Genomic DNA, 25,604 nt, shown 5'->3' on the forward strand with positions numbered 1-25,604 from the left:
CGCAGCGGGGCTTCCGCCGGCGGGCGGGTAGCCCGCCGGGCCGGGGTGGCCGGCGGGTGCGGAATGGCCGACCGCGGGCTCTCCGGCCCGCTTCGCCGTGGCCGGGCGGACGCGGAAGACGCCGGTCTCGAGACCTTCGCCCTCGACGAGCACGACCTCGAGGGGCCCGCCCGGCTGGTAGCCCTGCGAGTCGGCGTGCTCCTGCGCCGCGGCGACCAGGTCCTCGGAGAGGTCGTCCTCGTAGTCGCCGAGCCGTTCGTAGTCGGTCGCGCTCAGCTCGATCGTGTAGAGGTTGGGCACCATGGCCCGCCCGTGGCCGAGGATCGCGGCGCGGTCGTCCATCGCGCGACGGATCGCCGAGGCGATCTCGACGGGCTGGACCTCGGACTTGAAAGCCTTGGCGAAGGCACCGTGGACAGCCTTGGCGAGCCCATGCTCGACTCGGTTGATGATTCCCACGCGTGTCTCCTTCTGATCCTGAGGCGGATTCATCGTAACCGTCGAGCCCCGCGCGGACCCCATCCGACAGACCGCCTACCCCGTCCCAAGTGCGGCGACCCGCCGATCAGGGCTCTTGTCACGTGGGCGTCGTGTTTGCCCTGAGGCCGAAGCATGGGACCATCACCAAGGGTCCCGACGCGGGACCACGCACGTGGTTGGCCAGCAAGGAGTGCTCTATGAGCAATGACGACACCGACAACACCGAGGTCGCGGGCCTGCCGGGCTACCCCGCGAACACCTCGTTCCCCACCGGTTTCATCCTCCCCGTGCCCGCTGCGTCGGCTCCGGAACACCACTCCGAGCCCGCCGACCCCTGGTCCACGACGTGGGAGGACACCTCGTGGACCATCCCGGCCGTGCCGACCGCGTCCGCCAACGGCGCGCCCAACGGTTACCTCAACGGCCACTCCACGACCTCGTCCGACTACGGCTACGACTCGGCCTACGACTCCTCCTACGGCTCGGGCTACGCGACGGGTGACTATGGCACGGAGTCGAGCGCGAGCACCTACGGCTCCTTCGACAGCCCCTACGGCTCCTCCCCCAGCGACTCGGCAGCTGACACGACGGGCACCGCTGCCTCGGGTCTGAACGACTGGTCCGACTCCTACGACCATGCCGGCTCGGAGGCCACCCAGAGCTGGAGCTCGTGGGACTCTTTCGACTCGGGCACGGGCTCGAGCGAGGCGCACTGGTCCGACCTGCAGCACAACGCGGAGACGGAGGCCGCCTCTGCCGAGGAGTACTCCGGTTGGACCCCGGCGGGCTCGTCGACCTTCACATCCGACCACCTGGAGGCGCAGCGGTCGTATGCCGCTCGGCCGGCGGTCGACCCCGACGTGGCCGCGGCGGCGCTCGAGCTCGGCCGCGACCTCGAGTCGACCGACTACGACCTGCACGGCGATCGTGGCGGCGAGCGCCCGAGCGCCGACGACCTCATCACCGTCCGCTCCAAGGGCGAGCGGCAGAAGACGAAGGCGACCTCGGGGCTGCGCAAGGCGTTCGGCCTCGGTCCCGGTCCCAAGGAGCTGCTCGAGCGCGAGCGCATCGACCGCATCGCTCGGCCGCTCAACGGTCGCAAGACGATCATGGTCATCAACACCAAGGGCGGTGGCGGCAAGACGCTCGTCACCCTCATGCTCGCCTCGTACCTCGGGCGTTACCGCTCGGGCTCGGTCCTCGCCTGGGACAACAACGAGACCGAGGGCACTCTCGGCATGCGCGCCCCGTCGCAGCCGCACCACCGCACGGTCGTCGACCTGTTGGCTGCGCTGCCGCAGATCGCCGCCGACCCCAACGCGGGGTCGAGCGAGCTCGAGCACTGGGTGCGTGAGCAGCGCGCGCTCAGCTTCGACGTCCTCGCGTCGGCCGACGACGACGAGGCGATGCGCATCATCGGCGAGCAGGAGTTCGAGGCGCTGCACACGCAGCTCTCGCGCTTCTACCGGATGATCGTCATCGACACGGGCAACAACCGCCTGTCGCCCAACTGGCTTTCGGCGGCCAACAAGGCCGACATGCTCGTCTTCGCGACGTCGCTCAAGGACGACACGTCGGTCGTCGCGGCCAAGAACCTCGACGCGCTCGTCGCCATGGGCCGGGCCGACCTCGTGAGGAACGCCGTCTGCGTCATCTCGCACACGTCCGCCAAGGGCAACGACCTCGGGGCGGGCGTCCACACGCGCGAGCACTTCGAGCAGTGGGTGCGTGCCGTCGTCGACATCCCCTACGACCCGATGCTGGCGCCTGGCCTCCACCTCGACCCGCTCAAGATCGCCAAGCGCACGCACGACTCGTGCATGGAGATGGCCGCGGTCGTCGTCGACGGCCTCTGACCGACCTCTCCTCCTTCGCGTTCGATGTATCTGCGCGGCGGATAGCACGCGCTGATACATCGAACGGGAGTCAGGGGTTGGGCTCGGGGTTCTCGGCGTAGCGGCGGTAGGCGTCGGTGGCGGCCGCGAGGTAGCGCTGGATTGCTGCGCGCTCGGTCGGCGTGAAGTCGTCGGTGATCGCGTCGAGCATGTCGAGCAGCTCGCGCAGCTCACGGCGGACCTCCTCGTTGGCGGACTCGGTCGCGAGGAGACGGACGCGCCTGCGGTCGTTCGTGTCGCGCTCCCGGAGGAGGTGCCCTGCTGCCTCGAGCCGGTCGACCACATCGGTCATGGCTGCGGGCGTGATGCCGAGACGCGAACTGAGCTCGCGAGGCCCAAGGGGGTCAGCGGCATACGCGATGTGGCTCATGGCGGCGAGGTCGGTGGGGTTCATGGCCATCCGACGGGCGAGGGCCGCGGAGGCGTCGGTGCTTGCGCTGCCGAGCGCTCGCAGGGCGTGCGTCTCGGGCGCGTGAGCTGCACCGTGACCGGCGGGCGGCGCGCTGCTCGTGGCGTCCTGCTCCTGGTGGGCGCTGCGTGACGAACTTGCCATCCGAGCATTCTACTGCTGTCATATGTTTAGGTAGTCGAAATACTTCGGATGAGAGGTCATTCATGTCGGACAGCCCTGCTCCCGCCGCCGAGGCCGCGGACCGCCGCCGGTGGTGGGGTCTCGTGGCGATCAGCGTCGCGGTCGCCCTGATCATCGTCGACTCGACGATCGTCAACGTCGCGATCCCCTACGTCGTCGACGACCTCGGGCTGACGTCGTCGCAGGTCCAATGGGTCCAGGAGTCCTACACGCTCGTCTTCGCGGCGACCCTGCTCATCTGGGGGACCGTCGCCGACCGGATCGGGCGCCGGCGGATGCTCCTCATCGGCGTCGTGGTCTTCGTCCTGGCATCGGTCCTCGCAGCCCTCGCCGGGTCCGGGTCGGCGCTCATCGGGGCCCGCATCATCCAGGGCTTCGGCGGAGCGATGATCCTGCCGACCACCCTGTCGCTCATCAACGCGGGGTTCACCGGGCGTGACCGCGGCATCGCCTTCGCCGTGTGGGGCTCGACGATCGGTGGCATGGTCGCCGTGGGGCCGCTCCTCGGCGGGTGGCTGACGACGTCGTTCTCGTGGCGCTGGGCGTTCGGGATCAACCTGCCGCTCGGCCTGCTCATCGTCGCCGGCGTCCTGCTGTTCGTGCCCGAGTCGCGCTCGGATGCCCGGGGCCGGATCGACGTGGTCGGCGCGCTCCTCTCGGCGATCACCTTCGCGACGCTGGCCTTCGGCCTCATCGAGGGCCGCACCTACGGCTGGTGGACGGCTGCCGACGGCCTGAAGATCGGCGACTGGACCTGGCCGCTCGCGATCTCGCCGGTGCCACTGGCGTTCGCCGTCACCCTCGTCGCCGGGGCCACGTTCGTCTGGCGGACGCTCCGGCGCACCCGGGAGGGGAAGCCGACGCTCCTGCGCTTCGACCTCTTCTCGATCCCGTCGTTCCGCAACGGCAACATCGCGGCGATGATCGTCAGCCTCGGCGAGTTCGGCATCGTCCTGTCGCTGCCGCTGTGGCTCCAGAACGTCCTCGGCTACACCGCCTTCCAGACCGGCCTCGTCCTGCTCGCGCTCGCGATCGGGTCGTTCACCGCGAGCGGTCTCTCCGCCCCGCTCAGCTCGCGCCTGCAGCCCGCGGCGATCGTCCGGACCGGCCTCGTCGCGGAGATCGTCGGGATCGCCGGGCTCGGGCTCGTCATCGGCCCGTCCACGTCGTGGGTGGCGATCGTCCCCTGCCTCTTCGTCTACGGGTTCGGCGTCGGGCTCGCGACGGCGCAGCTGACCGGTGTCGTCCTCGTCGACGTGCCCGTGCAGCGGAGCGGCGAGGGCTCCGGCGTCCAGAGCACGTCCCGTCAGATCGGCTCGGCGCTCGGGATCGCGATCCTCGGGACCGTCCTGTTCACAACGGCCGGCGCCCGGCTCGACAGCGGACTGGCTGAGCAGGGGGTGCCCGCCGCCGCTCGGACGCAGGTCGTCAACGCCGTCGTCGAGAGCGCGGGTGGGGCGATCCCCGCACTGGCCAAGAACCCCCAGACCGCACCGATCGCCCCCATTGCCGAACAGGCGTTCTCGGATGCAACCCGGTGGGCAGCCTTCACGGCGGCCGGGTTCCTCGTCCTCGGGCTGCTCGCCACGCTGTCGCTCGGCAGCGGGGCCCGGCGGGTCGAGGAGGGCGAGGCCGGCGCCGTGGAGGCCGTCAACGCGCCCGGCGCACCCTCGGTTCCCTAGCCCCTCCGGGCACAGGCATCGGGCGTATGCCGCTGGGCTGCGACACATCGCCCGCCCGGTTTGGAGTTTCGCCGGGTCATGCACCACACTGTCTCCTTGTCACTGCGCGAGTGGCGGAACGGCAGACGCGCTGGCTTCAGGTGCCAGTGTCCGAAAGGGCGTGGGGGTTCAAATCCCCCCTCGCGCACGCGAATGAGGAAGGGCCCCGGTCGGGTGACCGGGGCCCTTCCTGCTGCTTGGGCCCTTCCTCGTTCGCGTATGGACAGGTGGATTTGGGAGGAGCCGGAGCGCAGCGGAGGCGACGGCGTCCCCCTCGCGCAAGCGATACGGCGACCTAGTCCGACGGGGCGTCTGCCGCGCGGCGGAGACCCTCTGACAAGCTGGCACGATGCGCCTAATCGCCGCCGGGGATGTCGGCCTCCTGGTGCGAGAGTGGGGTCGACCAACCCGAGTCGGCTGACTGGGCGCGCAGATTGGCAGACCTTGGCTCAGGGTGGCCGGCGCGACGGGCCCTCGCGGTGTTTCACGACTCGACGGACACCTGCTCCGGAACGGCTTGAAATGCACGTCGCCGCGGTGTCGGATCGAGGCGAGCACGTTCGTGGAGAAGGTGAGCGGCAGCGTCCCGGCTGCCCTGAGCAGAGGAGTCGACATGACGAACTACCTGATCGCCTTCAACGACGAGTGGGTGCCCGACCTCACGGAGGATGACACCCGCGACAGGGGCGCCGCGGCCAGGGCCGTCATCGCGGAGATGAGGGACGCCGGAGTCTTCATCTTCAGCGACGGCGCGCTCGACGCGTCGACGGTCGTCTGCAGCGTCGACCCGAGCAGCGGCTCGCCCGTCTTCACCGACGGGCCGTACGTCGAGACCAAGGAGCACCTCGGCGGCTTCGCGGTGATCAATGTGCCCGACGACGCCCAGGCGCGGTACTGGGCGGGTCGGATCGCGGTAGCGGTCGGTTGGCCGCAGGAGGTGCACCGGTTCCCGCACAGCGTGGGCCGGACGGCCGACACGGAGTCCGCGACTCGGACCTGACCGCGACGTCGCCCGGGCGGGTCCGGTTCGCGGCTAACGTGGTCTCGAGCCGTCGGTCCCCGGGGGAGGCCCGGCGTCGGATGAGGCTCGGAGGAGGACCGTGAACCCGCCCGCAACGCCCCCAGCGCCCGCGCCGGACCGGCGCTTCCCGCGGTCGGTCTACGGCGCAGGCCAGGACCCTGACGCGCGGTTCAGCATGGCCAACGAGCGGACGTTCCTCGCCTGGATCCGCACGTCGCTCGCGTTCGTCGCGGCCGGGATCGCCGTCGAGGCGTTGGCGGTCGTCCAGGCGCACTGGCTGCGGACGACCATCGCCGTGCTCCTCGTCCTCACGGGCATCGCCGCGGCCGCGCAGGCCTGGCTGGGCTGGACCCGGACCGAGCGCGCGCTGCGCCACCTCGCACCCCTGCCGTCCTCGGGACTCAAGCTCCCGATCGCCGTGCTGCTCGGTGTCGTCGCGCTCGCGGTCCTCGTCGGGCTCCTTGTCGCATGAGCACTCCCGCCGGTCCCGTCGACCCAGCCGCCCCCGCCGATCCCGGCCTGCCGGCGGAGCGCACCTCGCTCGCGTGGCGCCGCACGGCGATCTCCGTCGCGGTCGGCTCCCTCGTCGCCCTCAAGGTGCTGCCTCCCTCGCTGGGCGCCCTCGGCTACGCCCTTGCCGTGCTCGGCCTGCTCTGGTGCCTCGACCTCACCCTGACGGCCCGACGGAGGTACGACGAGGGCCGCCGCCACCTCCGTGGAGACGGCGTGCCGCCCCCCCACGCTCCGAGCATCGCGCGCACTGCGGTCATCGCCACGCTCGTGGGAGTGGCGGCCATCGCCTGCGTGATCGTCATGGCTGTGGCCCGATGAGCGACGGTTACCATTGCGTTAGTGGCGGTGCCCCATGGGGTATAGACACCCCGTGTGTGCGCAGCCGCCTCAGGGGTCACCGGATTCGCCACGCCGGGCCACGGCCCGTCCCAGATCTGGTTCGATACGACCGGTGACGAGAGCCAGACCGGAGTCAGCCTGACCCCGGACCGTCCTCCGAGAGGCAGCAGGGTGCACCGCAGATGAATCGCTTGCACGAGGGTTACACCCTCGGTGACCGCTACGTGCTCGACCGGCGCATCGCGTCGGGCGGCATGGCGGACGTGTGGTCGGGGATGGACGACGTCCTCAAGCGCGAGGTCGCCATCAAGGTCATGCGCCCGGACATCGGCCACGAGGAGCTCTTCGCCCTCCGCTTCCGCGACGAGGCGGTGCACGCCGCAGCCCTCATGCACGGCAACATCGCGACGATCTTCGACTACGGCGAGCACGAGGGGCTCGCGTTCCTCGTCATGGAGCTCGTCCCGGGCGAGCCACTCTCCTCGATCCTGCGCCAGCGCGCTCCCCTCTCGCACGCCGAGGTGCGTTCGATCCTCGGCCAGGCGGCCCTCGCCCTCGGGGTCGCCCACGAGGCCCGGGTCGTCCACCGCGACGTCAAGCCGGCGAACATCATGCTCCGCCCTGACGGGGTCGTGAAGCTCACCGACTTCGGGATCGCCCGCGCGCTCGACGCCGCCGGCCACACCCGCACGGGCGAGATGCTCGGGACCCCCAACTACATCAGCCCGGAGCAGGCCCTCGGCGAGCCGGCGACCGGCGCGAGCGACCTCTACGCCCTCGGGGTCGTCGGCCACGAGATGCTGACCGGCCGCAAGCCCTTCGACCGGGGCACGCCCATCGCGACCGCGCTCAGCCACGTCCGCGAGGAGCCGCCGCCGCTGCCCGACGACGTCCCGGAGGACCTCGCCCGCGTCGTCGAGGACTGCCTGGCCAAGGACCCCCTGAGCCGTCCGTCGAGCGCGGAGGCCATCGCCGTCCGGCTCGGCCTCGGCGACCAGGAGCTCATCTCCCACGCCCTCGGCCTGGCTCAGGCGATGACCGACCACGCCGACGGCATGGCCGAGCTCTCGGAGAGCTCGCCGACCCTCTTCATGCCCGCCGGCTCACCGGACTCCCCCGACCGCATCGCCTGAGCCGCCGTCCCGCCCGGCGCCCGCCCGGCGCCTTCGGCCGCCCGGCTCGGCGGCATACCCCTGCGGGCATAGAGTGGAGGGAGAGCCACCGAGGAGGCACGTCATGGGGTACGCACTGAGCAGGTTGATCGAACGGGACTTCGGCGAGGCGGTCGAGGCGACCCGGGTCGCCCTGGCGATGGAGGGTTTCGGCGTCCTCACCGAGATCGACATGAAGGCGACGCTCAAGGCGAAGATCGACGCCGAGATCGAGCCCCAGGTGATCCTCGGAGCGTGCCGGCCACCGCTCGCCTTCGCCGCGCTCCAGGCGGAGCCGTCGATCGGGCTGCTGCTCCCGTGCAACGTCGTCGTCCGGTCGCTCGGGCACGGACAGGTCCTCGTCGAGGCGATGGACCCCGAGGTCATGGTCGAGCTCACCGGAAACCCGGCGCTCGCCGAGGTCGCCTCGGAGGCGAGCCGGCGCCTGTCGGCCGCGCTCTCGAGCCTCACCTCAGCGGCCGACGGGGCCCGGGCGCCGTCCTGACCCCGGCCCCTTCGTGCGGCCGGTGCGGCAGGGGGCGGCCAGCCCTACGCTGGAGTGATGGCAACGCTGCCCCTCTTCCCTCTCGGCACGGTGCTCATGCCGGGCGCTCAGCTCCCGCTGCAGATCTTCGAGCCGCGCTACGTGAGGCTCCTGCGCGACCTGCTCGAGGCCCAGGACGAGCAGCTGCCGATCTTCGGCGTGGTCGCGATCCGTGAGGGTTTCGAGGTCGGCGACGCGGGCGTCCGGGCCCTCCATCCGGTGGGTTGCGCAGCCCTGCTGACGCAGGCCGCCGTTCTCGGAGGCCAGCGCTACCTCGTCATCTCCGAGGGCACGAGCCGGTTCACCCTCGACGGGATCGACGAGACGGCCGGCACCCCGTACGTCACCGCGCAGGTCACCTGGCTCGACGAGCCCGACGGCGACGGTAGCGTCGTGCCCGAGCTCGCCCGGCAGCTGCGGGTCGAGCTCACCGCCTACCGGGCGACGCTCGGCATGGAGCCCGTCGACCCGCCCGCCGGCGACCACGACCTGTCCTACTGGGTTCCTGAGGGCGTCGCCCTCGACCTCGCCGACCGGCAGTCGCTCCTCGCGAGCAGCGACACCGAGTCCCGGCTGCGGCTCGGGCTGCGCATCGTCCGCCGCGAACGGGCCCTGACCCAGTCGTTCGGTGCGGTGCCGCAGCGCCCCGAGCCCCCGCTCAGCCTCAACTGATGTCCGGCCGGTCGGAGGCGCCCGGAGCGCAACCCGGCCCAGCGGCATACCCGCCCCTCCCCGTCGCGTGAACGCGGCGTTCGTCCTCGAACTCAGCCCCAGAACACGGAGTTCGAGAACGAACGCAGCGTTCACGTCGCTGGCAGCGGGTGACGGGGGCCGGGTGCGGAGGTAGCGTCGGAGTCCTGCGCCCGCCCCGGCGCACGCGGTCCGCGAGGAGCCCTCATGGAGTTCACGCCGTCGGTCAACGACGAGTCACGCGTCGCCCGGGTGGACGGGCACGAGTCCGCCGCCCAGGTCATCCGGGACGACTTCGGCCTGACGGGGACGAAGGTCGTCTGCGGCGGCGGCGTGTGCGGTGCCTGCACGATCCTGCTCGACGGCGATCCCGTCGTCTCGTGCCTCACCCCGGCGACCCGCCTGCGCGACGCCACGGTCACGACGGTCGAGGGGATCGCCGACGGCGACGACCTCCACCCGGTCCAGCGGGCCTTCCTCGAGCACGACGGGCTCCAGTGCGGCTACTGCACGCCGGGGTTCGTCGTCGGCGCCGTCGCCTTCCACGACCGGTGGCGCGCCGAGCACGGGACGACCGAGCCCGACCGGCACACGATCGCCGACGCGCTCGCCGGTCACCTGTGCCGGTGCGGCTCCTACGAGGGCATCTTCCGTGCCGTCGCGGCCGCCTGCCGCGGCGAGCACGACGGCGGCGCAGGCACGGTCGCGCGCGTCGACGGGCCCGAGAAGGTCACCGGGTCGGCCGTCTACACGACCGACGTCACCCTTCCCGGCATGCTGTATGCCGTCATCCGCCGAGCCGACATCGCCGCCGCCCGCGTCGGCCCCCTGACGATCCCGCCGGGCACCCTCGCCGTCGACCTCCTGCCCCCGGACCGCCGGGTGCGGTGGGCCGGCCAGCCGGTCGCCGTCGCCGCCGCCGAGACGCTCGACGAGGCCCGCCGCGCGGCCGCCGCTCTCGGGGTCCCGTTCACCCCGCTCGCGTTCGTCACCGACCCCGAGATCGCGAGCCGCCCCGGCGCGCCCCTCGTCTACGAGACGAAGGACGAGCGCAAGCGGGCGCCCAACGGTTCCGAGGGGACGGTGTTCCCGGCGTCGTGGAAGGGCAACCGCCGCGGGCCGTCCCGCACCCCGTACCTCGGCAGCCTCGCCAAGAGCCGGGTCGCCAAGGCCCGCACGACCGGTCGACGCGGCCTCGTCGAGCTCGAGTTCCACACCGCGGCGCAGCTGCACACGAGCTTCGAGCCGCACGCGTGCGTCGCGGACTGGAGCGACCCCGACCGGCTGCGGGTGTGGATGAGCACCCAGGGCGTCGAGGCGATGCGTCTGGCCATCGCCGAGCGCTTCGACCTCGACCCGGCCAAGGTCGAGGTCGTCGCCGACTACGTCGGGGGCGGCTTCGGCTCCAAGCTGTCGCTGACGACGGAGACGGTCGCGGCCATCCGCCTGAGCCGCCTGAGCCGACGCCCGGTCAAGATCGCCCTCGACCGCCACGAGGAGCTCACTGCGACCGGCAACCGCCCCGGGGGCAGGTCGCGGGTCTCGCTCCTCGTCGACGAAAGGACCCACGGCATCGAGGCGCTACTCGTCGACACCGAGAGCCATGGGGGCGTCGCGATCGGCAGCACGGTCGGCGCCCTCTCGATGCTCGTCTACGAGCGGACCCCACGTCTCGCGCGCGATGTCGACGTCGTCACGAACGCCCCGCCCGGTGCACCCTTTCGCGGACCGGGCGGCCCGACCTACGCCTGGGCGCTCGAGCAGACGGTCGACGAGGTCGCGCACCGTTTCGGCCGCGACCCGATCGACCTGCGTGCCCAGTGGGACGGCAACGAGAAACGCCAGGCCCTCTACCGGTGGGCCCGGGCGCTGCCGACGTGGCGTGAGCGCCCGGCGACGGGCAGCCAGACCGGACGCTTCCGCCGCGGGGTCGGCGTCGCCGCGGCCAACTGGCTCTACTTCGTCGACGCCGACACCGAGGTCGTCGTCTCGGTGGAGGGCGGCAGGCTCGTCGTCACGTGCGCGAGCCAGGACATGGGGACCGGCAGCCGCACGGTCCTTGCCCGGGCGGTCGCCGGTGTCTTCGACGTCGAGCCGACCGACGTCGTCGTGCGCCTCGGGCGCAGCGACGCCTCCCTCGCCCACGGGCCGGCGTCGGGCGGCAGCCGGACGACCGTCTCGCTCTGGTCGACCGCCGTCGAGGCGGCCACTGCCGTGCGCGCCCAGGTCGGCGCCGGTGCGGTCACCTCGGCCCACGACGGCGTCTCCGCCACAGCCAGGCGCGGTGGCGACCGCGGTCTGCGCGCGGTGCCGTTCACCGTGGGAGGCATCCAGGTCGGCCGTGGGTTCTCCGCGGCCCTGCACGTGAGCGAGGTGGAGGTCGACACCCGCACCGGACGGACCCGTGTCCTTCGGGTCCACGGCGGCATCGCTGTCGGGCGGATCCACGCGCCGGCCCTGGCCCGGAGCCAGTGCGAGGGGTCGATCATCCAGGGTGTCGGCCTCGCGCTCCACGAGCAGCAGGTCCTCGACCCGCACAGCGGCCTCACCCTCACGGCCAACCTCGAGGACTACCGGATCCCGCAGCTCGGGGACACCCCCGAGATCGACATCCACTTCCACGAGGAGGGCTGGGACCGCGTGCCGGGCGGGGGCGTCGGTCTCGGCGAGGTGGCGACGATCAGTCCCGCCGCCTCCCTCGGCAATGCGATCTTCAACGCGACGGGCTGGCGGCCCACGACCCTTCCGGTCCGTCCCGACCGGCTCCTCGCCGGGCTCCGGGCGGACGCGGTTCGATGAGCGGCATCACCATCCTGGGAAGCGCCGACGAGCGCCCCGAGGGCATCGACGCCGCTGATGGCGTCGTCTACCGGGCCGGCGGCACCGACCTGCAGGAGCGGCTCCGGACCCGGGGCGAGACCCCACACATCCTCGACCTGACCGGCATACCGGGCTTCTCGGGGATCACCCGCGATGCCGGGTCGACCGTTATCGGGGCGGGGACGACGGTCGCGACGGTCGCCCGTGAGCTGGCCGACGACTACCCGGCGCTCGCCCTCACCGCCCGCGGCCTCGCGACGCCCCAGGTGCGTGCCACCGGGACCATCGGCGGCAACCTGCTCCAGCGGACCCGCTGCTGGTACTACCGCCACCCGCACACGTCGTGCTTCAAGAACGGTGGCGACTCGTGCCCCGCGCGCGACGGTCGCCATCTCTACGGCGTCGCGTTCGACACGGCGCCCTGCGTCCACCCGCACCCCTCGTCGCTCGCGATGGCCTTGCTCACGTACGACGCGCAGGTCACCGTGACCGGGCGCGACCCGCTCGGCGTCGCCGACCTGCTCGGCGACGGCTCCGACCCGACCCGTGACCACACCCTCGGCGAGGCCGAGGTCCTCACGAGTGTCGTCCTGCCCCCACCCGCCGCCGGGGAGCGCGCGGCCTACCTGCGGACGATCAGCCGCTTCGAGGCGGAATGGCCCCTCGTCGAGGCCGTATGCCGGGTGCTCCGTGACGAGTCCGGTGCTGTCACGTCGTGCGCCGTCGCGATCGGGGGCGTCGCCCCGACCCCCCTCCGGATGCCCGCCGCCGAGTCGGTCCTCGTCGGGACGCGGCTCGACGACGAGGCGATCGGGGCCGCGGCGCGGGCCTGCAGCGACGGCGCCAACCCGCTCCCCGAGACCGGGTACAAGGTCGAGCTCATCGAGGCGACCGTCCGCGACGTCCTCGAGCAGGTGCGCCAGGACGGGAGGCGCTGACCGCGGCCGACCTCCTGACCGCACCCAGCGGCATACGCCGGCACGCCGGGACGGGTCAGCGGCGGACGGCGAGGAGCTGGACCCCGACGACCCACGTCGCGAGCGCACACACGAGCGCGAAGGAGAGGTTCCAGACGAGCCGCGGGACGTGGGTCAGGGACGCGAGGACAGCGGGGTCGCTGCCGCCGGTGCGGTCGCGACGCACCGCGGCCAGGTGTCGCCAGGCGCCGACGACGAGGACGATGCCCACACCGATCAGGACGTGGAGCTGGACGACATCGTCGCGCCACCACCAGAGGGCCACCGAGCCGCCGAGGGCGACCGCCATGACGACGGCCGTCAGCGCCGATCGGACCCGGACGAGGGCGAAGAGCAGGATCGCGATGACGACCGTGATGACGGGCGCCGCCCACCCCCGGGCCGCGAGGAACACCATCGCGCCCCCCACGACGGCGGGTGCGGGATAGCCGGCCCACGTCGAGGCCACCCGGCCCGGGCCGGTCGGGCGCCCCCGCGTCACCGCCTGACCCGACATGTCGCCGCGCAGGACGAAGCCGGTGAACTTGCGGCCGACGAGCACCCCAACCACCGCGTGGCCGAGCTCGTGGACCAGGGTCACGGCGAGCCGCACGACCGCCCACACGGGCGGGAGCCACAGCGCGACGACCGCGATGAGGAGGACCCAGACGAGCAGGGGCGCGTTGACCGCCACCTCGCCGGTTGCGGGGATGACGCGCTCACGAATCTGCTGGTACCAGTCCACGGACAGCAGAACCTAGCCCACGACCTTGTGCGCGTGGGGCGCTGCGACCCCCTCACCGCCAGAGGCTCACCACCAGAGGCTCACCACCAGAGGCTGCCCGGGGCCCCCTTGAACGGGCCGACGACCCGGTCCGTGATCCACCCGCCGTAGAAGCCGCCCTCCTGCGGCCGCACGCGTTCGCCGTCGACGAAGCACGCGTCCATCGCACTCGGCATGACGGCGACGTGGTCGCGGAGCGGCTCGAAGCCGGCCACCGGCTCCGGGTAGTGCCACGCCGCGCGGGAGGCGCGCGTGCCGCCCGCGACGACGTCGAAGTAGGCGGCGCGACCCTTGAACTCGCAGACGGTGCTGCCGGGCACGGCGACGAGGACGCCCTCGACGAAGGCGTCGCGGGGCAGGTAGTACGTCGGGGGGTGGCTCGTCTCGAGGACCCGCAGCGCCTGGTCGGTTCGTGCGACGACCTGCCCGCCGAGGTGCACCTCGACGAGCTCGCTGCTCGGTTCGACCCGCGGCGGGCGGGGGTAGTCCCAGACGGACTCCTGCCCGGGGCCGGCAGGGTCCGGGGCAGGGTGGCGGGTCACGACGGGCGTCCGATGACGGCGATCAGCTCCATGTCCCCACGATGCCATCCGGCGGGCTCACGTGTCGGGGGCGTCGAACGCTCCCTCAGGCAGGCCTGCCGAGGCTGTCGGTGAGCCCGTCGACGAGGCGCTCGACGTCGTCGTGGTTCGTGTAGGCCGCGAGCCCGACCCGCACGCCTCCGGTGGACCCGAGCCCGAGGTGGTGGCTGCACTCCCACGCGTAGAAGTGCCCGGCCGGCGCGTTGACCCCGCGCTCGGCGAGCGCGCTGCGGATCGCCTGCGGGTCGTGCCCCTCGGCCGTGAGGAGCAGCGTCGGCGTCCGGCGCTTCGCGTTGCTGTATGCCGTGACGCCGGGCAGCGCTCGCAGGCGCGGTTCCAGCGTGGCGAGGAGGGCGTCCTCGTGCTCCTCGATCGCGGCGAAGGAGGCGACGAGGCGCTCCCGCCGCGTCGGGTCAACCGGCCGGACCGAAGCCCCGGGTGCGGCGTCCAGCGGCGGTTCGGCGCGTTCGTTCCGGCCGGTCGGCCCGGCCGGCTCGGTGATGGAGGCGAGGAAGTCGATGGCGGCCGTCGTCCCGGCAAGCAGCTCGTAGGGCAGGGTGCCTAGCTCGAAGCGCTCGGGGACGGCGTCGGACGACGGGACGAGCTTGTCGGGGCGGAGGGTCTCGAGCAGCTCGGGCCGGGCCGCGAGGACGCCGTGGTGCGGGCCGAGGAACTTGTAGGGCGAGCAGACCCAGAAGTCCGCCCCGCTCGCGGTGACGTCGGTCGCGACGTGCGCGGTCGCGTGGACTCCGTCGACCCAGAAGAGCGCCCCGGCCGCGTGGGCGATCTCGGCGATGGCGGGCAGGTCGGGCCGGGTCCCGATGAGGTTGGAGGCGGCGGTCACGGCGACGAGACGCGTCCGCGGGGTGACGAGCTCCGCGAACCGCGCCGGGTCGAGCTCGCCGGTCACCGGGTCGAACTCGGCCCAGCGGACCGTTGCACCCGAGCGCTGGGCGGCGATGACCCAGGGGCGGACGTTGGCGTCGTGGTCGAGCCGGGTCACGACAACCTCGTCGCCCGGGCCCCAGCCGGCGGAGAGCGTCCGGGCGAGGTGGAAGGTCAGCTCGGTGGCCGAGCGGCCGAAGACGACGCCGCCCGGGTCGACCGCGAGCAGGTCGCCGACGGCCGCCCGCGCCTCGAGCACGACGGCGTCGGCCCGGCGCTCGGCCGGCGTGCACGAGCCGCGGTTGGAGATCGCCGACGTCAGGGTGTCGGCGACGGCCCGCGCCACGACGTCGGGCGTCTGAGAGCCGCCGGGCCCGTCGAAATGGGCCGCACCCTCGCGCAGGGCCGGGAAGTGGGAGCGGATCGTCTCGACGTCGTAGGCCATGCCCCGATCCTCGCAGCCGAGTCGGCCGGCGGCAGCGCGGGTGCACCCCGATGCGGTATGCCGCTGGGCTGGCTCGAGCGGACCCGCGCGGTGGGCACGTGGCCGGCTGGACGGCATACCGGCGCGGGGGGTCCCGTCCGGCGCGGAACGGCGGTGTCCGCGGCACCCCTCGTGAACTGGGACAATGGGGCGCGTGAGTGTCCAGCCCATCCCTGCGCAGACCGATGTCCTCGTCGTCGGTGCCGGTCCGGCCGGGTCGGCGGCGGCCACCTGGGCCGCCCGACTCGGCCACGACGTCGTCCTCGCCGACTCGGCCGTCTTCCCCCGCGACAAGACGTGCGGCGACGGCCTGACCCCGCGCGCCGTCGCCGAGCTCGAGCGCCTCGGTCTCGCCGACTGGGTTCGGGCCCACGTCGTCAACCAGGGCCTGCGCGCCCACGGGTTCGGCCAGACGCTCGAGCTGCCGTGGCCGGGCGGCTCCCTGCCCGACCACGGCTCGGCCGTGCCGCGCACCGAGCTCGACGACCACATCCGGACCGGAGCGGTCAAGGCGGGCGCGATCGGCATCGACGGGGCTCGTGCCGTCGACGTCGTGTGGGACGGCGAGCGGGTCGCCGGGGTCGTCCTCGAGCGTGACGGCGAGCGGCACACGGTCCGCTGCCGCCACCTCGTCGTCGCCGACGGCGTCCGCTCGCAGCTCGGTCGCCTGCTCGGCCGCGAGTGGCACCGCGACACCGTCTACGGCGTGGCCGCCCGCTCCTACGTCGAGTCGGACCGCTCGACCGACCCGTGGATCAGCTCGCACCTCGAGCTGCGCGGGGTCGAGGGCGAGCTGCTCTCCGGCTACGGCTGGATCTTCCCGCTCGGCGGCGGTCAGGTGAACGTCGGCGTCGGCACGCTCGCGACGCTGAAGCGCCCGGCCAACGTCCAGCTCCGGCCGCTCATGCAGTTCTACGCGGACAGCCAGGCGGAGGAGTTCGGCCTGAGCGGGCCGCTCCAGCTGCCGACGTCCGCGATGCTCCCGATGGGAGGGGCGGTGACCGGCGTGGCCGGCCCCAACTGGGCGCTCATCGGCGACGCCGCCGGGTGCGTCAACCCGCTCAACGGCGAGGGCATCGACTACGGCCTCGAGACCGGGCGCCTCGTCGCCGAGACGATCCACGCGGGCGACCCGCTCGGCACGACGTGGCCGGCGGTCCTCACCGAGCACTACGGCGAGGCGTTCTCGATCGCGCGCCGCCTCGCGGGCCTCGTGACCGTGCCGCGCCTGCTGCCGACGCTCGGTCCGATCGGCATGCGGTCCACGTGGATGATGACGCTCGCGCTGCGCTGGATGGGCAACCTCGTCACCGAGGAGGACCGCGACGCCGCGGCCCGGGTCTGGCGCTGGGCGGGGCGGCAGTCGCTGCGGCTCGACGACCGCCCGCCGTTCAGCTGACCCCACGCAAGAGGTGACGCGCGCGAGGTGAGGCGCGCGAGGTGAGCCCCGGGGGACGCGGGGCCCCCAAGTGGAGCCCAAGTGCGGCTCAAGCGGTCGGTCCGACGCTGGTCGGGAACCAGCCCACCGACCACAAGGAACTCACCATGTCCCGCTTGCTCTTCCGGCTCGGCCACGGCGCCGCGGCCCACCCCTGGCGGACGATCTCCGCCTGGCTCGTCCTCGCCGCCGCAGTCCTCGGGCTCGCGGCCGCGTTCGGCGGCACTCCGCACGACGACTACGACGTGCCCGCCGCCCGGGCTCAGGTCGGCATCGAGCAGCTGCGCGACCACCAGCCCGGCGCCGGCGACGCGTCGGCCCGGGTCGTCGTCCACAACCGCTCGGGGGCCGCACCCGACGCGCTCCAGCTCCGCGGCCTCACGGCCCGCCTCGCTGCGATGGACCACGTCGTCACGGTGTCGCTTCCGGTCCCGTCGGCCGACGGCGACACGGCGCTCTACACGATCACCTACGACGTGCCCGTCACCGACGCCGACCTCATGGGCAACCTGACCCCGCTCGAGACGGCCGTCGCTCCGGCGCGAGCCGCCGGCCTGCAGGTCGAGCTCGGGGGCGAGGTCCCCGAGAGCGCCGCCGCGCCGATGGAGGGGCGCGGTGAGGCGATCGGGCTCGCCGCCGCCCTCGTCATCCTCGTCCTCGCGTTCGGCTCCGTCGTCGCGGCCGGCCTGCCGCTCCTCACCGCGATCGTCGGCCTCGCCGTCGGCAGCGGCGGCGTCACGCTCCTCGCGGCGACGATGGACGTGAGCACGGCTGCCCCGACCGTCGCGACGATGGTCGGGCTCGGCGTCGGCATCGACTACGCCCTCCTGCTCGCGAGCCGGCACATCGAGCACCTCCGCGCCGGGCACTCCGTCACCGACGCCGCCGGGCACGCCACGGCGACAGCGGGCCGCTCGGTCGTCTTCGCCGCCTCGACGGTCCTCGTCTCGCTCATGGGACTGCCGCTCGCCGGCCTGCCGGTGTACTCGTCCTTCGGCTTCGCGACGGCGATCGCGGTCCTCGCCGTCCTGGCCGCGTCCCTCACGCTCGTCCCGGCGCTCTGCCGGCTGGCCGGGCGGCGCATGCTCTCCCGCCGGGTCCGCCGTGGTCGGACGAGCGACCGGACCCCGCTCACCACCCGCTGGGCCTCGCGCGTCGGGCGTCGGCCGCTGCCCTGGGCCATCGGCGCCGCCGTCCTCATGCTCACGCTCGCCGTGCCGGCCCTCGACATGCGCACCTGGCCGCAGGACCCGAGCACCCAGTCGAGCTCGCTGACGACGAGGAGAGCGTTCGACCTCGTCTCGGCTGAGTACGGCCCCGGGGCGAACGGTCCCCTTCTCGTCGTCGCCGACCGCACGAAGGTCACCGACGCCGCCGTCGCCGCCGTCGCGGCCGACCTCGCGGCCCGGGCGGACATCGTCGCGGTGACGCCCGCCACGACCTCACATGACGGGGCGCTCGCCCTCCTGCAGGCCCAGCCCGCCTTCGCCGCGAGCGACGCCCGGACCGGCGCGCTCGTCGAGTCCGTGCGAGCCGGGCTCCCCTCCGGCGTCGAGCTGACCGGCGGGACCGCGGTGTTCGCCGACATCTCGGACCTGCTGGCCGGTCGGCTCTGGCTCGTCATCGCGTTCGTCGTCGCCGTCTCGGTCCTCCTCCTCGCGATGGTCTTCCGATCGGTCGTCATCCCCGTCAAGGCGGCGGTCATGAACCTGCTCAGCATCGCCGCTGCCTACGGCGTCATGACGGCCGTGTTCCAGTGGGGATGGGGCACCGGCCTGCTCGGTCTCGACCACGCGGTCCCGGTCTCGAGCTGGGTGCCGATCCTCATGTTCGCGATCCTCTTCGGCCTGTCGATGGACTACGAGGTCTTCCTCCTCTCGCGGATCCGCGAGGAGTGGCTCGCGACCGGTGACCCGCGGGCGAGCGTCGTCCATGGCCTCTCGTCTACCGGCCGGGTCATCTCCTCGGCGGCGGCGATCATGGTCGCGGTGTTCCTCGGCTTCGCCTCCGAGGTCGACGTCGTCGTCAAGATGCTCGGCGTCGGCATGGCAGTCGCGGTCTTCCTCGACGCGACCGTCGTGCGGATGGTCCTCGTCCCCGCGACGATGTCGCTCCTCGGTCGCCTCAACTGGTGGCTGCCCGCGTGGCTCGACCGTCTCCTGCCGACGATCGACACCGAAGGCCACGCGGTTGCCACCCCCCAGCCCGGGTATGCCGCTGGGCCGGCCTCCACCGCAGCACTCCCGAGCGGTCGGGCCGCCTCGGCCGCGCGTGCTGCCGGTCACCCGGTCGGCCGTCCCGCCCCTCACGCCGCCACGCTCGCGACGGCGGTGGCAGCGCACGGCAGCCCAGCGGCATACGGCGAGGGCGGTGGCGCGACCACGGGGTCCGACGAGCCCGCGCCCGTCGCGACGCGCTGAGGACAGAGCGATGAGCGCGACGACAGCGGCGTGGCCGGTGCAGGTCCGCCTGCCGGGCCAGGCGGCCACGCACCGAGGACCGGTCGACCTGACGATGATGTACGTCATGCACCACGCCTTCCGGCGTGACCTCGGGGCCTTCGCAGAGGCGGTCCGGGTGACACCTGCGGCCGACCGCGGCACGTGGCAGGCGCTCGCCCGCCGTTGGGAGCTCCTCGCCGAGGCCCTGCACCACCACCACGCGGGCGAGGACGCAGGCCTCTGGCCTGCGCTCCTCGCGCGGACCGACGACGCCGGCAGGCGGGTCCTCCGGGCGATGGAGGCCGAGCACGCCGAGGTCGACCCGGTCCTCGAGGCGTGCGACGCCGGGTTCCGGCGGCTGTCGGGGCACGCCGACGAGGACGCCCGTGCGGCCCTCGCCGTCCGCCTCTGCGCGGCTCGGGAGGGCCTCGGACGGCACCTCGCGCACGAGGAACGGGACGCGCTGGCGATCGTCCAACAGGTCCTGACGCACGAGGAGTGGGACGCGATCGAGGAGGAGCACTTCCGCGCCGGCCTGCGCCCCGCGCAGCTCCTCGCGCTCGTCCCGTGGTGCCTGCACGGGCTGCCGGGTCCGGTCGTGCGGGACCTGCTGGGCCGTGCGGGCCGGGCCCAGCGGCTCGTCTGGCTGGTCACCCGAGCGGGGTTCGCCCGGCGCGAGCGACGCGCCTTCCGCCACCTCGACCGGGACGGTCAGTAGCCGAACCGCTCCCGCTGGTCGCGCAGCCACTGCGCGGCCAGCGGGATCTGCCATGCGGCACAGAGCTCCTCGGCCCGGTCGGCGTGGCGCGTCGCAAGGGCCCTCTCGCCGACTGCTGCGGCCGCCATGGCGAGGAAGGCGTCGACCGGTCCCATCGCGTTGCCCGACCCGGCGCAGCACGAGTACCCCTCGAACGGGGCGAGCCGGGAGTAGGCGTCCGCGGCGAGGTCGCGGTCGCCGACGCCGAGCGCCGTCTCGGCGGCGAACCCCCAGTTGAGGAGCGAGTGCCAGTTGTCGGCCGTGAGGTCGATGCGGCCGAGGGCGTGGTGGCGCCGGGCTCCCTCGAGGTCGCCCATCCGGAGCCGCAGCGCGATGACCGCGGAGTCGATCGGCAGGAACGTCTCACCCTCGAGGGCGTCGCTGACGTGGGTCGCCTCCCCGAGCCGACCCTGCCAGAGCCGGACCGTCATGATCGCCCCGGCGACGGCCTCCTCGCCCTGCTTGAGCGTCATCAGCTCGTTGCTGCGAATGAGGCTCGCGAGACGCTCCTCGCACGCCTCGAAGTCACCCCGCATCGCGAGCCACGGCACCTCGAGCGTGTCGAGCACCATGACGCCGTAGGGAAGCCGGAGCCGCTCCGCGTGACGGCGTGCCTCGACGGCCCACTCCCACATCTCGTCGGTGAGCCCGAGCTCGCCCGCGACGACGGCGCGGAGTGTCGCGGACACGACGTAGGCACGCTCCCGGCCGAGGCGGCGGGCGAGCTCGACGGCCTCGCGGATGAGGTCGTGCCGGCGTGGGGCCGTCGACGCGGTCCAGAGGGCCGTGTAGGCGAGCTGGTAGGCGTCGAGGAGGAGGTCGTCGTCGCCGAGGCGGCGCGCCATGGCCAGCCCCTCGTCGACGAGGGCGACGCGCTCCTCGTGGGAGGACCGGTAGTAGACCTCGAGGGCAAGGCTGAGCATGACTCGGCACCGCGTGGGGCCGTCCGCCGGGGGCAGGCGGTCGAGGCATCGGCGCAGCGCTGCGACCACCGTCTCGCTGACCATCCCGTGCGGTCCCGACTGCCACAGCGCCCCGACCGCGGTCGCCGTGGCGGCCGTGGCGAGCAGCTCGACGTCGCCGAGCTGCTCGGCGACGTCGATCGCCTCGTCGACCACGGCGACGAGGCTCTCCCAGTCGCCCATCCAGCGGAGGTTCTCGGCGAGGCCCATGAGCACGTCGTAGCGGTCGCGGGCCGTCGAGCCGGGGTCGCTCGGCAGCGCCTCGAGCGCCGACCGGAGCAGCTCGGCGCCCTGCTCGTGGGCGTGGAGACGCCGGGTGAGGACGGTCGCCTCGACGGCCGAGCGCCAGGCGCGGGCGGCGTGCGACGGACCGGCGCTCAGCCAGTGATGCGCCACCTCGGTCTCGCGGCCGGGCTGGGCCTCGAGGGCCTCGGCCACGCGCGCGTGCCAGCGGGAGCGTCGCGAGGCCGGCAGTCCGGCATACGCGGTGTCGCGCACGAGGGCGTGGGCGAAGCGGAAACGGTCGCCCCCGTCGTCGCGGAGGAGGCCGGCGGCGAGGGCCGGGTCGAGCTCGTCGAGGACGTCCTCGTCGTCGTGTCCGAGCGTGGTGGCAAGCGTGTCGAGGTCGAACTCGCGCCCGATCACCGCGGCCGTGCGCAGGGAGGCGACCGTCGGCTCCGGCAGGCGCTGGAGCCGGCGCACGAGGACGTCGGCGACCGCCGACGGGGGCGTCGGCTCGTCGAGGAGCTTGCTGAGGTCGCCTCCGACCTTGGCGAGCCGGGCGTACTCGACGAGGAAGAACGGGTTGCCGTCGGTCCGGCCTCGGAGCGCGTCGGCCTCGGCGGGTGACGCCGCCGAGTGGGCGACGGCCTCGACGAGCTCGCCCACGGCGTCGGGCGGGAGCCCCTGGAGGTGGATGCGGGTCGCATGCCGACGGGCGAGGAACTCGACGACCTCGCCGAACGGTCCCTCGGGGGTCGGGTGGTCGCGCCACGTGCCGACGACGAGGAGCCGTCCGGTGTCGGCGAGCTCGGCGAGCAGGCGGAGCACACGCAGGCTCGCGACGTCGGCCCAGTGCAGGTCGTCGAGGACGATGACGAGGGTGCGGTCGTGGGCGGCGCGCAGGACGAGGTCGACGATCGCGTCCCACGTGCGGAAGGCGCCGCCGCCGTCGTCTCCCTCGATGATCGGGAGCGGCTCGTCGAGGCCGCGCAGCACGGACGCCCACGGCCAGAGCGGCGGCGCGCCGTCGTCCTGCGAGCAGCGACCGAGCAGGACGGTCGCGCCGCGGGCGCTCGCGACGGCGGCGAGCTCGGCGCTGAGCCGGCTCTTGCCGATGCCCGGCTCGCCGACGAGCGTCGCGAAGGACGGGACGCCGCTCTCGGCCCCGTCGAGGAGCGCGGTCAGCTCGGCGAGCTGCTCCTCGCGACCGACGAGCGGCCAGGGTTGCGGGGGAGTCGACGTATGCCGCTGGGCCGGCTCGGCGAGCCGGCCCGCCTCGCCCTCGGGCCGGGTCTCGGGCGCTGCACTGGGCGCCGGCGACGTGGTGGTCGGTCGCGAGCCGGTGCGAGCCGTCCTGATGGCTGCTCCGTCGGCTGTTCCGTTGGACGTCCCGTTCGTCGCGCCGGCGGTCGGCACAGCGGTCGGCTCGGTGGTCTTCTCGGCGGTCCTCTCAGTCGTCGTCTCGGTCGTCGTCTCGGTCGTCGTCTCGGTGGCGGCTGGGAGGGTGCTGGTCCGCGGGGGCTGCCAGGTGAGGCGGGGGTCCTGACGCAGGACGGCCGACTGGAGGTCGCGCAGCTCGGCGCTCGGCTCGAGGCCGAGCTCCTCGTCGAGGACGTCGCGGACCTGTCGGAGCGCGTCGAGGGCCTCGGCCTGGCGGCCCGCCCGGGTCAGGGCGAGGGCGCGCAGGCCCCACAGGCGCTCGCGGAGCGGGTGGGCCGTCGTCAGCGACTCGAGGTCGCCGGCCACGGTGGCGTGCTGGCCCAGCGCGAGCTGGGCGACGGCGCGGTCCTCGAGGGCGACGAGGCGCAGCTCCTCGAGACGAACCCGCTCCGCGAGCGCGCCGGGCGCGTCCTCGAGCTCGACGTAGGGCGTGCCGCGCCAGAGGCCGAGGGCGTCGTCGAGGTCGGAGACGACCTGCTGGAGCTCCTCGGCGCTGAGCTCGGGCGGGGCCGTGGGATCGCTGCTGCGTCCCAGGCGCCGGTGGGCCGAGCTCACGGTCCGGTCGAAGACCCGGGCGTCGAGCGCGTCGTCGGCGATCCGGAGCGCATAGCCGGGTGCGACGGTCACAAGGACCGTCGCGGGAGCCCGAGGGGGGCGGTTCGGCTCGAGCGCCTTGCGCAGCCCGGCGACATACGCCTGGAGTGTGCCGGCCACGCCGGGCGGAGGGTCCTGCGGCCACAGCGTGTCGATGATCGTGTCGACGGAGACGGGACGGCCCGTGCCGAGCGCGAGCACTGCGACGAGGGCACGCTGCTTGCGTGTCCCGAGGTCGACCGGAGCTCCTGCGAGCGACGCCTCGACCGAGCCGAGGACCTCCACCTTCACGGGACCGAGCATAGGGTCGAGCCCGTCGGTCGTGCGATCGTTTCTCACGGGGCCAGTGCCGCGGTTGATGGCCCGCGGCCACTGGCCAGTCCGGGCCGTCAGCGGTGCTGGGTCACGTTGATGACGGCGCCGTTCGGGTCCCGCAGGAAGAACCGGCGCAGCCCCCAGTCCTCGTCGGTCAAGGGGTAGACGATCTCCGCGCCGGCCGCGACGGCCCGGGCGTGGACCTCGTCCACGTCGTCGACCTCGATCGAGACATCGGGATGGAGGTGCGCCTTGACGTCCAGCTTCATGACACTGAGCTGCACCTCGCGCTGGTCGGTGCCGAAGAACAGGATCCAGTCGAGACCGCGCTGCTCCTCCAGCCCGATGACGTCGGTGTAGAACGCGCGGCTCGCATCGAAGTTGTCCGACTGCACGTTCGGCTTGATCCGCTTGACCGCCATGACACCCGACTCTAGGGAAGGCCTGGCCGCGCGTGGGCTGTGACGGCGGGAGGGCGGCATACCCGGGGAAGGCGCCCTCCCGCCGTCGGCTCACTCGGTGACGCGACCGTCCTCGAAGAGGCGCGGGACGCGGTGGTTGGCCAGGAAGCGGTCGTCCGGGTCGAACGCCGACCGGAGTCCCTTGAGCTGCGTCCAGGTCGGCTCGTCGTAGGCGCTCTTCGGCGACACGGCGTTCTCGGCGAAGTTGAGGTAGGCGCGGTCGGTGGCCCACGGCTCGAGAGCACCCATGAGCTGGGCCGCGTCGAGCTGGCCCTGCATCGCCATCTCCGGCGTCGCGGCGACGGCGACCCCGAACGTGAGGAAGGACGCGTCGAGCATGGACAGCGCCCCGCCGCCCTCGTGCGGGCGACCGAGCGCGCCGCCGAGCTGACGGATCTCGGCCGCGAGGAGCGACGACGTCGAACCCGGGCCGACCTCCTCGAGGAAGGCGTCGATCGCCGCGTCGGGCAGCTCGGTGAGCATGGAGGAGTCCGAGACGGCCGGCGTCGGGCCCTCCGGGTCCATGTGGAGGCGCACGAGCGAGCGGGCCGGCACGCGGCCGAAGGTGTCCAGCTCGGGCTCGAGGCCGCGGAGCAGGCCGAGGATCGACTCCGCCTCGGCGTCCGAGCCGAGGACCGCGCCGTCGATCACCGCGAGCGAGCGCCCCCGGAACGGCTCCGGGATGTCCGGCAGCGGCGGGAGGTTGAGCACGCGGAAGGAGGTCGACACGGAGTCGGGCGCGTCGGGGGCCCAGTCGGCCCAGCGGCGCAGCACCTTCTCCGCGTCGTCACGGTCCCAGACGAGCATGCCGGCGTAGGCCGTCTCGATCGGGTAGAGCCGGAACTCGAGCGCGGTGACGACACCGAAGTTGCCGCCCCCGCCGCGGAGGGCCCAGAAGAGCTCACGGTTCGTCGTGGCGTCGGCGCGCACGAGCTCGCCGTCGGCCGTGACGAGCTCGATCGCGGTCAGGCTGTTCGTGGCGAGGCCGAGCTTCCTTGCGTACCAGCCGATTCCACCGCCGAGGGAGTAGCCGGCGATGCCGACGTCGGGAGAGCTGCCGTGGAGTGCGGCGAGGCCGTGGTCGGCCGCGGGCTCGGTGGCGTCGAGCCAGAGTGCACCGCCCTCGACGCGGGCGATCCGCTTCACCGGGTCGATGGAGACGCCGCGCAGCGCGGAGGTGCGCAGGACGACGACCTCGTCGAGGCCCTGGGCGACGAGCGGGCCGGCGTTGTGGCCCGTGCTCTGCGGCGCGACCCGCAGACCGGCGGCGGCCGCCGCGCGGACGACGGACTGGACCTGCGCCACGGTCTTCGGAACGGCCACGGCGGCGGGCCGCTGGTCGACGGCGACGTTCCACGGCAGGCGGACCGCGTCGTAGCCCTCGTCGCCGGGCAGGTGGATCGCACCGTCGCAGAGCCCGGCGAGGCCGGCTGCCCGACGGGTGGTGGTGGTCAGTTCGATGGTCATGCTGGCTCCTTGCAGGTGGCGGACGCACGACGCATGGGTGGCGCTGCATCC

Annotated in this window: 21 protein-coding genes and 1 tRNA gene; 14 read left to right on the forward strand and 8 right to left on the reverse strand. The window is 73.3% G+C overall.

Annotated features, from left to right (window positions below):
• A partial coding sequence (locus N865_RS12115; protein ID WP_245603742.1) for a DUF3662 domain-containing protein occupies nt 1–459 on the reverse strand: 459 nt, incomplete at its 3' end.
• A 218-nt stretch (nt 460–677) separates the two neighbouring features.
• Here N865_RS12115 and N865_RS21795 point away from each other — a divergent pair.
• Nucleotides 678–2,336 carry a MinD/ParA family ATP-binding protein gene (locus N865_RS21795; protein WP_051510508.1) on the forward strand — a complete coding sequence of 553 codons (1,659 nt, stop codon included), beginning with the start codon at nt 678–680 and terminating at the stop codon, nt 2,334–2,336.
• A 70-nt stretch (nt 2,337–2,406) separates the two neighbouring features.
• Here the strand turns inward: N865_RS21795 and N865_RS12125 are convergent, their stop codons facing one another.
• Entirely contained in the window at nt 2,407–2,928 is a 522-nt protein-coding gene (locus N865_RS12125; RefSeq protein ID WP_051510509.1) for a MarR family winged helix-turn-helix transcriptional regulator, read from the reverse strand.
• Nucleotides 2,929–2,990: 62 nt separating this feature from the next.
• Between N865_RS12125 and N865_RS12130 the strand changes: the two genes are divergently transcribed.
• From N865_RS12130 to N865_RS12175, 10 genes are all read left to right on the forward strand, one after another.
• Nucleotides 2,991–4,649 carry a DHA2 family efflux MFS transporter permease subunit gene (locus tag N865_RS12130; RefSeq protein ID WP_034806143.1) on the forward strand — a complete coding sequence of 553 codons (1,659 nt, stop codon included), beginning with the start codon at nt 2,991–2,993 and terminating at the stop codon, nt 4,647–4,649.
• A gap of 104 nt (nt 4,650–4,753) precedes the next feature.
• A tRNA-Leu gene (locus N865_RS12135) sits at nt 4,754–4,836 on the forward strand.
• Between the two features lie 465 nt (nt 4,837–5,301).
• Nucleotides 5,302–5,688 (forward strand): YciI family protein, encoded by a 387-nt coding sequence (locus N865_RS12140; protein WP_034806146.1) that lies wholly within the window; start codon nt 5,302–5,304, stop codon nt 5,686–5,688.
• 100 nt (nt 5,689–5,788) lie between these two features.
• A complete protein-coding gene (locus N865_RS12145) occupies nt 5,789–6,181 on the forward strand; it encodes a YidH family protein (protein ID WP_034806148.1) in 393 nt (130 codons plus the stop codon).
• On the forward strand, nt 6,178–6,540 hold the full coding sequence (locus tag N865_RS12150) for a DUF202 domain-containing protein (RefSeq protein WP_034806151.1): 363 nt from the start codon (nt 6,178–6,180) through the stop codon (nt 6,538–6,540). The genes N865_RS12145 and N865_RS12150 overlap by 4 nt, the downstream gene beginning before the upstream one ends.
• Before the next feature lie 203 nt (nt 6,541–6,743).
• A complete protein-coding gene (locus N865_RS12155) occupies nt 6,744–7,694 on the forward strand; it encodes a serine/threonine-protein kinase (RefSeq protein WP_084328179.1) in 951 nt (316 codons plus the stop codon).
• Between the two features lie 103 nt (nt 7,695–7,797).
• Complete coding sequence (locus N865_RS12160; RefSeq protein ID WP_034806154.1) at nt 7,798–8,217, forward strand: DUF302 domain-containing protein; 420 nt, start codon at nt 7,798–7,800, stop codon at nt 8,215–8,217.
• Between the two features lie 57 nt (nt 8,218–8,274).
• Entirely contained in the window at nt 8,275–8,928 is a 654-nt protein-coding gene (locus tag N865_RS12165; RefSeq protein WP_051510510.1) for an LON peptidase substrate-binding domain-containing protein, read from the forward strand.
• 225 nt (nt 8,929–9,153) lie between these two features.
• Nucleotides 9,154–11,745 carry a molybdopterin-dependent oxidoreductase gene (locus N865_RS12170; protein ID WP_051510511.1) on the forward strand — a complete coding sequence of 864 codons (2,592 nt, stop codon included), beginning with the start codon at nt 9,154–9,156 and terminating at the stop codon, nt 11,743–11,745.
• Complete coding sequence (locus N865_RS12175; RefSeq protein WP_084328180.1) at nt 11,742–12,704, forward strand: FAD binding domain-containing protein; 963 nt, start codon at nt 11,742–11,744, stop codon at nt 12,702–12,704. Before N865_RS12170 ends, N865_RS12175 begins: the two co-directional genes overlap by 4 nt.
• A 55-nt stretch (nt 12,705–12,759) precedes the next feature.
• Here N865_RS12175 and N865_RS12180 read toward each other — a convergent pair whose 3' ends face one another.
• The 3 genes from N865_RS12180 to N865_RS12190 all read right to left on the reverse strand — a co-directional run bounded on the left by N865_RS12180 (nt 12,760) and on the right by N865_RS12190 (nt 15,417).
• Nucleotides 12,760–13,467 (reverse strand): M50 family metallopeptidase, encoded by a 708-nt coding sequence (locus N865_RS12180; RefSeq protein WP_034806159.1) that lies wholly within the window; start codon nt 13,465–13,467, stop codon nt 12,760–12,762.
• 80 nt (nt 13,468–13,547) lie between these two features.
• The gene (locus N865_RS12185; RefSeq protein WP_034806161.1) at nt 13,548–14,048 is read right to left on the reverse strand and encodes a DUF427 domain-containing protein; all 501 of its coding nucleotides are present in this window, start codon (nt 14,046–14,048) and stop codon (nt 13,548–13,550) included.
• Nucleotides 14,049–14,133: 85 nt separating this feature from the next.
• Nucleotides 14,134–15,417 (reverse strand): cysteine desulfurase-like protein, encoded by a 1,284-nt coding sequence (locus N865_RS12190; RefSeq protein WP_034806163.1) that lies wholly within the window; start codon nt 15,415–15,417, stop codon nt 14,134–14,136.
• 193 nt (nt 15,418–15,610) lie between these two features.
• Here N865_RS12190 and N865_RS12195 point away from each other — a divergent pair, with 193 nt between their 5' ends.
• The 3 genes from N865_RS12195 (at nt 15,611) to N865_RS12205 (ending at nt 20,053) form a co-directional block, all read left to right on the forward strand.
• Nucleotides 15,611–16,855, forward strand: coding sequence for a geranylgeranyl reductase family protein (locus N865_RS12195; RefSeq protein ID WP_245603743.1), 1,245 nt, complete (start codon nt 15,611–15,613; stop codon nt 16,853–16,855).
• Nucleotides 16,856–17,001: 146 nt separating this feature from the next.
• Entirely contained in the window at nt 17,002–19,314 is a 2,313-nt protein-coding gene (locus N865_RS12200; RefSeq protein ID WP_084328181.1) for an MMPL family transporter, read from the forward strand.
• A 10-nt stretch (nt 19,315–19,324) separates the two neighbouring features.
• On the forward strand, nt 19,325–20,053 hold the full coding sequence (locus tag N865_RS12205; protein WP_034806167.1) for a hemerythrin domain-containing protein: 729 nt from the start codon (nt 19,325–19,327) through the stop codon (nt 20,051–20,053).
• Here the strand turns inward: N865_RS12205 and N865_RS12210 are convergent.
• The 3 genes from N865_RS12210 to N865_RS12220 all read right to left on the reverse strand — a co-directional run bounded on the left by N865_RS12210 (nt 20,047) and on the right by N865_RS12220 (nt 25,553).
• The gene (locus N865_RS12210) at nt 20,047–23,601 is read right to left on the reverse strand and encodes an AfsR/SARP family transcriptional regulator (protein WP_169735739.1); all 3,555 of its coding nucleotides are present in this window, start codon (nt 23,599–23,601) and stop codon (nt 20,047–20,049) included. The two genes, N865_RS12205 and N865_RS12210, sit on opposite strands and share 7 nt — an antisense overlap.
• A 98-nt stretch (nt 23,602–23,699) precedes the next feature.
• The gene (locus N865_RS12215) at nt 23,700–24,047 is read right to left on the reverse strand and encodes a VOC family protein (RefSeq protein ID WP_034806172.1); all 348 of its coding nucleotides are present in this window, start codon (nt 24,045–24,047) and stop codon (nt 23,700–23,702) included.
• A 90-nt stretch (nt 24,048–24,137) separates the two neighbouring features.
• A complete protein-coding gene (locus N865_RS12220) occupies nt 24,138–25,553 on the reverse strand; it encodes an FAD-binding oxidoreductase (RefSeq protein WP_034806173.1) in 1,416 nt (471 codons plus the stop codon).
• Nucleotides 25,554–25,604: the final 51 nt, after the last annotated feature.

Source organism: Intrasporangium oryzae NRRL B-24470, from assembly GCF_000576595.1.
Classification (GTDB): domain Bacteria; phylum Actinomycetota; class Actinomycetes; order Actinomycetales; family Dermatophilaceae; genus Intrasporangium_C; species Intrasporangium_C oryzae.